At 27.8% G+C, this 6,985-nt stretch carries 8 protein-coding genes and 3 pseudogenes; 10 read left to right on the forward strand and 1 reads right to left on the reverse strand.

Annotation, left to right across the window (positions count from 1 at the left end):
* Positions 1-201: 201 nt before the first annotated feature.
* From BDU_RS07410 to BDU_RS07435, 9 genes and pseudogenes are all read left to right on the forward strand, one after another.
* A pseudogene (locus BDU_RS07410) lies at positions 202-1,211 on the forward strand (variable large family protein).
* A 355-nt stretch (positions 1,212-1,566) separates the two neighbouring features.
* Positions 1,567-1,794: pseudogene (locus tag BDU_RS08195) on the forward strand (variable large family protein); the annotation flags it as partial.
* Positions 1,795-1,982: 188 nt separating this feature from the next.
* Complete coding sequence (locus BDU_RS08415; protein ID WP_158298617.1) at positions 1,983-2,120, forward strand: hypothetical protein; 138 nt, start codon at positions 1,983-1,985, stop codon at positions 2,118-2,120.
* On the forward strand, positions 2,111-2,365 hold the full coding sequence (locus tag BDU_RS07645) for a variable large family protein (protein WP_049752341.1): 255 nt from the start codon (positions 2,111-2,113) through the stop codon (positions 2,363-2,365). Before BDU_RS08415 ends, BDU_RS07645 begins: the two co-directional genes overlap by 10 nt.
* A gap of 621 nt (positions 2,366-2,986) precedes the next feature.
* Entirely contained in the window at positions 2,987-3,886 is a 900-nt protein-coding gene (locus BDU_RS07420; protein WP_012539798.1) for a virulence associated lipoprotein, read from the forward strand.
* 366 nt (positions 3,887-4,252) lie between these two features.
* A complete protein-coding gene (locus BDU_RS07425) occupies positions 4,253-4,528 on the forward strand; it encodes a hypothetical protein (protein WP_041177975.1) in 276 nt (91 codons plus the stop codon).
* A gap of 125 nt (positions 4,529-4,653) precedes the next feature.
* Positions 4,654-4,794, forward strand: a pseudogene (locus BDU_RS09090) (DUF228 domain-containing protein); the annotation flags it as partial.
* A gap of 20 nt (positions 4,795-4,814) precedes the next feature.
* Positions 4,815-5,057 carry a hypothetical protein gene (locus BDU_RS07430; RefSeq protein WP_012539799.1) on the forward strand — a complete coding sequence of 81 codons (243 nt, stop codon included), beginning with the start codon at positions 4,815-4,817 and terminating at the stop codon, positions 5,055-5,057.
* A 287-nt stretch (positions 5,058-5,344) separates the two neighbouring features.
* A complete protein-coding gene (locus BDU_RS07435) occupies positions 5,345-5,977 on the forward strand; it encodes a coiled-coil domain-containing protein (RefSeq protein WP_143705895.1) in 633 nt (210 codons plus the stop codon).
* A gap of 71 nt (positions 5,978-6,048) precedes the next feature.
* On the opposite strand, the gene BDU_RS07440 is transcribed toward BDU_RS07435, so the two are convergent.
* Positions 6,049-6,312 (reverse strand): hypothetical protein, encoded by a 264-nt coding sequence (locus tag BDU_RS07440; RefSeq protein WP_012539801.1) that lies wholly within the window; start codon positions 6,310-6,312, stop codon positions 6,049-6,051.
* A 159-nt stretch (positions 6,313-6,471) separates the two neighbouring features.
* On the opposite strand from BDU_RS07440, the gene BDU_RS07445 reads away from it, so the two are divergent.
* Positions 6,472-6,741 (forward strand): hypothetical protein, encoded by a 270-nt coding sequence (locus BDU_RS07445; protein WP_012539802.1) that lies wholly within the window; start codon positions 6,472-6,474, stop codon positions 6,739-6,741.
* Positions 6,742-6,985: the final 244 nt, after the last annotated feature.

The raw sequence follows: 6,985 nt of genomic DNA on the forward strand, positions 1-6,985 counted from the left end.
TTGGATGGCCTATATAGAGGAAGGAATGATTATAAGTAATAATGCCTTTTCTATGTGGTGCTGTCCATTTTAAATTAAATGGTCTTTTTGATAAAATTAATTTTGTGGAAAAATGTCAACCTTGAAATGTCATTAAAAGATTGAACTAACAATAAGATTATTAGTTCATATAAATAGGATAAAGTTAAAGAGATTATATTAATGGGTAATGATGGTAGTGATGGGATGTAATAGTTGAGTAGTAGAAGAGGGTAAAGGGAGTTTTGAGAATAAGTTTTTAAAGTCAATGAGTGAAAGTTAGTAATGAATTTTTGGATGTTTTTACTTTTTTTGTGGATATAGTAGGGAGTGTATTGGGGTTGAATGTTGAGAGTAAGAAGTCGGATGTAGGGAAATATTTTAAGACAGTACAGGAGACTTTGCAAGGGATAAAGGATGGACTTAATAAAATTGTTAGTGAGATGAAGGCAGAAAAGAATCCGAATGCTGCAGCTACTGAGAGTGCAGTGAAGACATTAGTTGAGAGTAAACTAGATAAGATAATTGGAGGAGCAAAGGAAGCAAGTGAAGCTATTGGTGATACTAGTGAGTTAATAGGAAATGTAGCTGATAATAATGCTGGCGGTACTGCTGGTGATATTGATAGTTTAGTGAAAGGAATTAAAGGTATAGTAGAAGTGGTACTTAAAAAAGAAGGAAATGCTGAAGCTGGGGATGATAAAAAGGCTGAGGATGGTAATACTGCAAGGAATAATGATGGTGCAGGTAAATTATTTGATGGTACTACTGGATCTGGAGCGGATGATAAAAAATCAGCAACTGATGCATCAAAGGCTGTTGGAGCCGTAACTGGAGCTGATGTATTAAAAGCTATGGTTAGAGATAGTGGTAATGCTGCTAAATTAGCTAAGCATAGTGCCGCTATTGCAGCTGCTAATGTTAATGCTCCTAAAGATGTGGAAGTTGCAGGAGGTATAGCATTAAGAGCTATAGCTAAGAATGGTAAATTTGCTAATGGTGACAATGCTAATGATGCAAAAAAAATGATAGAAAGAGCAATAGTAAGTGTTGTGACTAAAGCATTAGATACATTAACTGTAGCAATAAGAAAGACAATTGATTTGGGACTTAAGGAAGTAAAGAATGTAATAAAAATTAATAATGATACTCCTTCATCATCTGAAAAGAGTGTTTCTGGTGGTGGAAATTGATAGCACTATATAACTAAATAATAAAATGAAAAAAATAAAGTTAAAGTTATAAAAGAAAGATACTGCGAGTTAATCTCTTGGTATCTTTTATTTTGTAGTGTCAAATAAAGATGTGTTTTGTATATTATTTTTTTATTAATATCATTATTCTTATTGTGAGGTATATTAGACATTTGAAAAAATCAAATAACCATCTATAGTTTTATATAATATAGTATGAAAGTATAATCTTAAATTTAGAAGACTCATTATGTAATGTAAATATAAAACGCTCAATGATATAGATTTTGTATTTTTACATTGATAATATGTGTTAATAAAATCAATCATTAATTTTTATATGGTTAATTGAAGGGAAGGATTTTTGGACGTTTTTGTCACTTTTGGGGATATGATTACTGAGACGTTAGGAATCAAGGCAGATACTAAGAAGAGTGATATTGAAGCATATTTTAGTGAGATTGAGAATACAATAAAGATACTTAAAGTGAGATTGTGAAAAATTGTAGGAGAATATGGGCATTATGTTAGGGCTAAAGAAAATGTAGAGAAATTTATTGGGAAGATAAGTAAGATCGAGGAGTGAGCAAAGGAAGCGGCTTTGGGAGCTAGCTAGTGGTAGTGTTAATATTATTATTGGTAATGCTACTGCTTTTAGACAAGATGTATTACATGAAGATTTTAATAGCATAAATAAATAAATAAATAAATAAATATATATATATATATATATATATTTATTTATGAATAAAGGTCATTATTGTAGTAGTATTGAAAGAGAATGAATGTAAAGCTGTTTCTACTAAGACTGATGGAGAGCAGTATAAGACAATTGGTAAGTTGTTTGAAAAGCGGGATAATGTTAGTGAGGCAAAAGCAGCAGTAGCAAGTGCAGTAGTATGGTTTTAGGAATTTTTAGTGTTTTTGGGAGTGCAATAGGAGATACATTAGGATTTAGTGTGGTGAAATCGGGATATAAGAGAGATAAGATAGTAGAATATTTTGAGAAGATAAAAAAAGGATTGGAAGTGATTAATGAAAAGTTGCAAGGGCTAGCAGGTGAAATTTCTGGTGCAAAGAATGTTGGTGTGAACACAATTGGAGTTGTCAAGGGTTCCATTAAAGAAGCAAATGAAGTTTTTGAGACCAGTTAACTAGTTAATTGGGGCTTTAACTAAATTGGTTGGTGTTGCAAAAGGGTAATATTGGTATTGCTGATGATGTTGCTGGTGTTAGTGCGGTTGGGGCTGATAAGGCTAGCGTGTAGATTGTAATTGAAAGTGTAAAAAAGTTGTTGATGTAGCAAAACAATCTGGTATAGAAGTCAATTTTGGAGATGCTGGTGGTGTGGTGGTTCATACAGATTGACCTAGAGTGTTGACTTACAAGCAAGAAATAATTCTGGAGCAAATAAATTATTTAGTTAATGTTAAGTTGACTTAGGAAGTGACTAAAGTAGATCTTTGGGTTATGATTAATAAAATTAAAAATAGTATTCTAAAATGTGCAAAAGTAAAACAACCTTAGGGGGAAATGGTTTTATTTATATATTGGTGATAATCATATTAACATTGTATTTTATGATAATTTTAAATATGCAAAACATATTGTTTGGGATATTTAATCGATAATTAGACATTATACAAAATAAAACTTGACATACCCATGTTCAAATATTATAATGTGTGTGTTGGTGGTTAATAAGTTAAAAGTTTGAAATAATTTATCAATTTAATTTTTAATAGAAATTGATATTTTTATGATAAGGAGAATATTTGAAACAAAAAGATTTCATTATATCGATAATGTTTGTTGTGATAAATTTGTTACTGATATCTTGTGGCTCCCCAAAAAAGTATGTTTCTAGTAGCATTGTTATTAGTAGTAATACAACTCCAGAACAAAAAAATATGCAAAAAGAACAGAAAGAAAAAGAAAAAGAAAAAGAAATTGCAGATATTAAAAGAGAGATTCCTAATAAGGTAATGGATATTTTAAAAATACATTATGGTAAAAGTTGGGATGAATTTGCACAAATTATTCAAGTGGTAGGCCCTGGATTGGTTAGTCCCAATGAAATATTTAACATGTTTATAATTGAAGATGCTTCAAAGAATATCCTGTATACAGAAAACGTGATACTAAGAAATGAATTTTACTTAGCTCTTGAATATGATCTTAATTTGATGGCACCCTTTATAGATATTTATTATAATATAGATAATGGTTCTACTTTTTATGTTTCAGAAAGTTCATTAAGATGCAAATCATTTATGAATGAATTTAAAAACAATATAATTGAACAATCAAGGAACTATGCTAAAGCATATTACATAGATGTATATGAAGCTTTAAAAGCTAAACAAAATAAACTTGATATGTTATCTCTACAAGATTTAAAGTTATTAAAAACCAAATTGGAAAAACTTGAATCATCTAAAAGAGAATTAATAACAGGAGTAATACGAAAATTTGTGAATGATTACAACAATGATATAGCCACAGAGTTTTTCATAATTCAATTAAATGGAGAATTGCGGACTAGAGTTTTTGACCTTCATAAAGTTCAACCGTATTTTGAAGAAAAGTTCGAAAACTTTGAAGCCAAATGTAGTGTTGTTATAGCTTTAGCTAATGAAATTAAAGGTGTCTTAGACAAGATAAAGATAAATTAAATATTATTAAATTTATGATTTTTGCTTAAAAGAGTGATTTTGTATAAAATCTAGTAAGGCCATTAGTTATGAAGTTTAATTGATATGCATATATAACACAATATTATATTGTATTATATCATAATTCTCATAATTAAACGTCAATAAATTAGTTAACAAGTAATTATTGTCATAACTAACTAAGTGCAACTAGAATTTTTGTTTTTTATAATATTTGAAATATTAATGAATAGTTGTTGCTATTTTAGATTAAATTTATTAATTTAGTGATAATTAAGAGAGATTAAAAGTATAATATGTTAACAACATGTTAATTTGTTATACTAGTATAGTATCTTGTTACTATTAAGAGGGTTTTGTTTTATTATGAAAGATATTAAATTTCCTAAAAAAAAGAAAGGTTTTAGAGATGAAGAAATTGATATGGAAGCGTTTATAGAGCAGGTTGACGCTAATATAGAGAAAATGGATCGTGAATTTAAAGAATTTCAAAGAAGATATGGATCGGATAAAAGTTTTGAGGATTGGATTGAATATGAGGAGAAAGAGCAAAAACTTAAAGATGAAAAAATTCAGTTAAGAGTTAAGAATTTGAGTTCGCGATTTGCAAAGAAATTGAATTCTAAAATTATTGCTAAATGATGATATTTTGATATTTAATGTTGCGTATGTTAATAATACTAGTTTCAATTTATTAAGCTTTATATAATGTGAGGTGTTTTTTGATATATGCAAATTAATTTTTATATGCTTCTTTTAAATATAAATATCAAAATTCTAGTAATTCAGGTGGCTTTGTAACAAGTAATTGTAATAAAGTTGAAAACCATCCAATTAAAGGCTCTTTATATAAGAGAGTAGTAAAGTTAGCATTTGATGATAATGGTCGTTATGATCTTAGTGTATAAGCTGGTGGTGTTAATGATTTATGACTACAAAGCCAACATTTATGCCTGGTGAAGGACTTATGACTAGTGAATTTGGTCAAAATGAGCTTGTAAGAGTAACACCAGCACCAATTAATGAAAATTTTAGCAATCTTGAAGCAAGAATTATTGCAGAAGAAATTAATAGAATACAAAAAATTGAAGGAAGTAATAAAGGACACGTAATTATCAATAATTATTTAATGGTGATGTTTTGGATGCTGATAAAATTGTTAGAATGTTAAAGGAGAAGGAGCATGCAATTGGTTTTCGAATGTTGGACTAGAAAAAATAAAAAATATTTTCAATAATCAATTTTATCTATTGATTTTTTTAACAAGATGTATAATGTTAATTGTATTTATAGTAATAAAATTTATTATTTTTACTATAAATATACCCTTGAATAAGATCAATAACTTTTTTGTTGTTGGTCTTATTATTTTTTTAAGTGGTTACAATTAATAATTCAAGCTTATTATGTTACAATTAATTAGAATGTAGAGAGTTAAAGATTAATAGAGGTTTGAATATGGATGTTGCTGTAACAAAAGAACAATTAATTGATGATAATCCAATAAATAAGAGTTCAATTAGGTCTGAGAGAGTTAAAAAAGATTATCATAATATACCATTTGATGGTCAGATTATAAGTTATTATGTTCTTGAAGAGAAGTTTGATCTTCTTCAAGATAGAATGATGGATAATTTTCACTATTTAGATGATAAGATCAATATTCTCAAGATTGATTTAAATGAAAAGATAGATGGAGTTGAGAGTAGGCTAGATGCCAAGATAGATGGAGTTGAGAGTAGACTTAGTGCTAGAATGGAGAAACTAGATGTTAGAATAGATAAACTAGATGCCAAAATAGATGGAGTTGAGAGTAGACTTAATGCTAGAATGGATAAACTAGATGCTAGAATGGATAAACTAGATGCTAGAATGGATAAACTAGATGCAAAGATAGAGGCTGTTAAGAGTGATGTGGGTCAAATTAATTCTAGGTTAACTTTTATTGAAAGTAAGTTAGGATTTATTGAAGGTAAGTTAGGATTTAAGGGTCAATTGATTTCGTCTTTGACAGTTATTGCGACACTTGCTGTTTCATATTTTGTAGTCCAAATGTTTGTGACTTTAGGAAAGTATTTAGGAATTTCATAGTATGGTACTTAGGTATTAATCTCTATTAATCACTAATCTTTGGTTCTCTTTTGTGATTAAGCCCTTGTTCATTAATTCTGATAAATATTTATTTTATATTTAGATAAATTTGTATTTTGATTGATTTTACGCACTGATTTTATAGTACGATTATCGTTTTCTAAATTAGATTTGATAAATTCAAGTATTTTGTCATCATTAAATTTTTTATGTTGTTTTTTAGACTCTGAATTAAAGATTTGACGTTGTTGCTTCAAATTAATATCCTTGTTAATTTTTGGTAAATTAACTTTAATACTTCTTTGTAATTTTATTGAGTATAATATATTGATCATTTTTTAGAGCTCCTATATAAATTATATTACTACATAATTCAATACTGAATAGGAAAGCAATAATTTTTCATGATAATACAATAATTCGTCACAATGCAACATGTTAGTTTGTTATAATAGTATAGTATCTTATTACTATTAAGAGGGTTTTATTTTATTATGAAAGATATTAAATTTCCTAGAAAAAAGAAAGGTTTTAGAGATGAAGAAATGGATATGGAAGCATTTATAGCGCAGGTTGACGCTAATATAGAGGCAATGGATCGTGAATTTAAAGAATTTCAAAAAAGATATGGATCGGATAAGAGTTTTGAGGATTGGATTGAATATAAAGAGAAAGAGCGAAGAATTAAAGAGGAGAAAATTCAGTTGAGAGTTGAAAATTTGAGTGCTCGCTTTGCAAAGAAAATTAAATGCCAAAGTTGTTAATAAATGATTATTTATTTTATTTGTATTTGTTATTGATTTATTAATAATTAATGTTGAATTATTGAAAATCGAGATTTTTGCTTTATATTATATTTTGTTTAATATGTAAACCTTAAATAATTTCATTTTATCTATAAATTTCTTTAAAATAGTAATTAATAATTGTTGCTATTTTTATTATATTTATTAGCTTAGTGATAAAGAATGGGGGTTTAAATAAGACAAATTTTTCAAAAGAGGTGTA

The sequence above is a fragment of the Borrelia duttonii Ly genome (assembly GCF_000019685.1).
Classification (GTDB): domain Bacteria; phylum Spirochaetota; class Spirochaetia; order Borreliales; family Borreliaceae; genus Borrelia; species Borrelia duttonii.